4 protein-coding genes are annotated in these 3310 nt (G+C 40.3%); all 4 read right to left on the bottom strand.

Features of this window, described 5'->3' with window-relative positions:
• On the bottom strand, window positions 1–184 hold a 184-nt coding region (locus AC1DSE_RS33015), incomplete at its 3' end, for a hypothetical protein (RefSeq protein ID WP_477528897.1).
• A 215-nt stretch (window positions 185–399) separates the two neighbouring features.
• On the bottom strand, window positions 400–1098 hold the full coding sequence (locus tag AC1DSE_RS33010) for an NAD-dependent epimerase/dehydratase family protein (RefSeq protein ID WP_441882011.1): 699 nt from the start codon (window positions 1096–1098) through the stop codon (window positions 400–402).
• A gap of 198 nt (window positions 1099–1296) precedes the next feature.
• Window positions 1297–1752 (bottom strand): GNAT family N-acetyltransferase, encoded by a 456-nt coding sequence (locus tag AC1DSE_RS33005; RefSeq protein WP_339208471.1) that lies wholly within the window; start codon window positions 1750–1752, stop codon window positions 1297–1299.
• A 548-nt stretch (window positions 1753–2300) separates the two neighbouring features.
• Window positions 2301–3206: a cation diffusion facilitator family transporter gene (locus AC1DSE_RS33000; protein WP_477512633.1), complete on the bottom strand. Its 906-nt coding sequence runs from the start codon at window positions 3204–3206 to the stop codon at window positions 2301–2303.
• Between the last annotated feature and the right edge of the window lie 104 nt (window positions 3207–3310).

Here is a 3310-nt window from a genome sequence, read left to right as displayed (position 1 = left end):
CAGCGAGGCTTCGGGATAGACGTCCATAATCTTGAGTGTAATCACTTATCTGAGGCATTGTGGCGCCTTCCGTGGTCTCAAGATTTTGATCCGCTTCTCCACCCCAGTTTCCAAGTGAAAAGTCATTTTGGACAAAAGACAAATCAGCTCTAAAATATTTCCCTAATTTCCCTTTGGCTTTCATTTCATTCCACTCCCTTACGGAAGACTTTAGGTGGTTCCCCTAAGTTTCCCAGTCTAAGATGAGCGTAGTATGTACAATTACAGATATTGTTATTCTGCTCTGACCTAAGGTCCTCTTAGGATAGAAGCTCAAAAAAAAACTTCCCTCTATGCTGCCAGAAGGGAAGTTTTCCAATATGTATTCAGCTTCGTTCTCGTTTATACATCCATAAAGCATTATTTCAATTTAGCCGCCTTCGCCATATCTTTACTCTCTAATATGGAAGTCTCATAACCCTCGTTAACGATATGAATCATCGCTATGCCCAGTTCTCTTAACGTAATGACATGCTTCGGAAAAATAGGCCGCAAAACAGGGTACAGCCAAGTTAACAACCCATAAAAGCGATGGACGTTTTTTAATCCCTTTGTCGGATGTATGTAGCCTGGTCGAAACATATAAGCTCCTTTGAAGGGCAGTTTCAAAAGATCATTTTCCGTTTTCCCTTTCACCCGTGCCCACATGCTTTTGCCCTGTTCCGTGTTGTCTGTTCCTCCCGCGGTTACATAACAAAAGGTCATATCCTTGTTTAATTCGGAGAGCAGATTAGCTATATATAAGGTTAAATCATATGTAATTCTGCTGTATTCAGCCTCTTTCATACCTACAGACGATACGCCTAGACAAAAGAAACAGGCATTGTAGCCGCTTAACCTGGATTCAATACTAGATAAATCAAAGAGGTCCGGTAATATAATTTCTTTTAGTTTTGGATGGGTTACGCCACATGGCTTGCGATTTATGACTAATACCTGCTCCACTTCAGAGTGATTAAGGCATTCATGGAGCACCCCCTCTCCCACCATTCCAGTAGAACCAGTAATAATGGCTCTAACTTTCTTTCTCGCCAATGTATCGCTAGTCGGCATGGACATCACAATTCCTCCTCTTGAAAATCAGAGCTGGTTACAGCTTCGACACTCCTATGCTTATATTAAACGATCCATCCGCAATAATCATATCGATATTATGATTTAGGTATCATAATTCTTAAACATTCTTTCATATGAACTCAGCAAAGGCTGCCGTCTCGTTTAGGACGGCAGCCTTTGCTGTGCGAAATTTTATTCTCGTTATTTGTGAACAGCTTGCTTGAAGCTATACTTCGCAAGTACTTCTCCCCAAGGAGCATAACCTTCTTCTTTAAAACCAGCTTTTGAGTAAAGCTTCCTTGCTCGCTCATTTTCCGGTTTATATCCAAGGACAATAACATCCGTTCGGTCACTTGCGTTTTTTATTTCATCAATAACCAGCAGCATTGCTTTAGAAGCATGACCTTGTCCTTGAAATGCTCCATCAATCATAAACCGATAAATCCAGTAGTTCCCATCGTCTGGGTCAAGCCCAAACATTGTAAAACCAATCATTACCTCATCATTGTAAATCGCCCTCGTTACAAATCCTTTTAAAAATTGCACTTCAGCAATCGAATAAATATTAGGTGCGATATATTTTTCTTGCTCTGGTTTTGGTTTAAGCTGTGCACATTGTTCCCAATTACTAATGTCTAATGCCTTTAATGTAATCATTCCTGGATTCCTCCCTGTATTTCAGGAAAAACCATCTATCGGATTTCCCTAAGTGATAGACCTCTCGAACAAATCAATGATTTGAAACAGGTCATTTCTCATAACGCATCACTCCTTCTATAAAGATAGCTACAATACACATCATAAACGACTTATTCGCAGCTTGGGTAATAAAGAATGTCTATAACTGAAGTTTACTGAACTCAAAAATATCATTTATTTATCATGACAGATCTCGAGTCAATCAGTGCATCGTCGGAGAACTTAGGATGATATACAACCCCCAACATAAAAGTAAGGGAATGCAACAAGCAATTAAAATAATGATTACAACGGCTTTGCCTTTTAATTGTTTCTTCATCTATACCCTCCGAATGCTAAATATTCCAATTACAAGATAGACGACTAATCGCGAGCCTTTGTTGCGTTTAGGTATACAGCTGAGTGGAACCATTCATTCTTCTATCATCCTTATCCTGTTGAAAAACATACAAAAAAACGGATGCCACAGCACCCGTTTTTCCGCATTCGTATCGGCTTAACTACCTTTACTCTTTCTGAGTGTTTTCCATATACCATGGATTTAAATGAACAAGAACCTCTTCCACCATCGGATTTTGCGCTTGAATCACTCGTTTGATTTTTCTGCTAATGTCATGGCCTTCTTGTACGCTTAATTCAGCTGGTATGCCTACCCTTACATCAACAATAATGTAATGTCCGTGCTCTCTACCCCGTATTCGGTCAATTCGCTTTACTTCAGGAATCGACTTAACGAGCTCTGAAATTTGTTCCATGCTCACTTCATCAATATTTTTCTCCATTAATACGTCAACAGAGGTTTTTCCCATTTGAATAGCTAGCTTTAGGACAAAATAAGCAACAATGATTCCTGCGAACGGATCTCCATATTTTAGAAAATGAATATTGTAATGTTCACCTAACATGGCTAGAGCAATACCAATAACTGCTGCCAGTGATGCGTATACATCCGCTAAATGGTCATATGCAGTGGCGATTAAGCCGCTGCTATTCGTATTTTTGCCAATTCGCATAGTGTAAACATAAAGCCACTGTTTCCATACGAGTGAAATGGCTGCTGCAATGAGGACAAGCAGTGTTGCTTTATGTGGCGGTTCCATCATTGCCATTACGGAGTGATAGCCCATATAGAGCGCAGCAAGGACAAGTACAACCGCTACAATCCCTGCTCCGATAACCTCAGCTTTTCCGTGTCCATACGGATGATCCTCATCCGGCGGTCGCTTTGATATCATCATTGAGACTAATGCTGCTGCAGTTGCAAATACATCTCCTGCGTTATGAACGCCATCTGCAATAAGCACTTGGCTGCCAAACAGCAAACCAACAGTAAGTTTCATGACGGTCAATACAATGTTGCTAATTAAGCTGTTCCAAATCGCGAAAGTTGATTGCTTGTTCGTTGCATCCATTTGAGTAGTCAATCCTTGAGCACTTCCTATCTTCTATAGCCTTAAAGGTACCGTGTCATTATACAAAACGAAATTCATGTGGGTCTAGAGAAACAGTCTTGCCC

Source organism: Paenibacillus sp. 01L418 (assembly GCF_056400045.1).
This window is presented reverse-complemented; position numbering and strand designations above follow the sequence as displayed.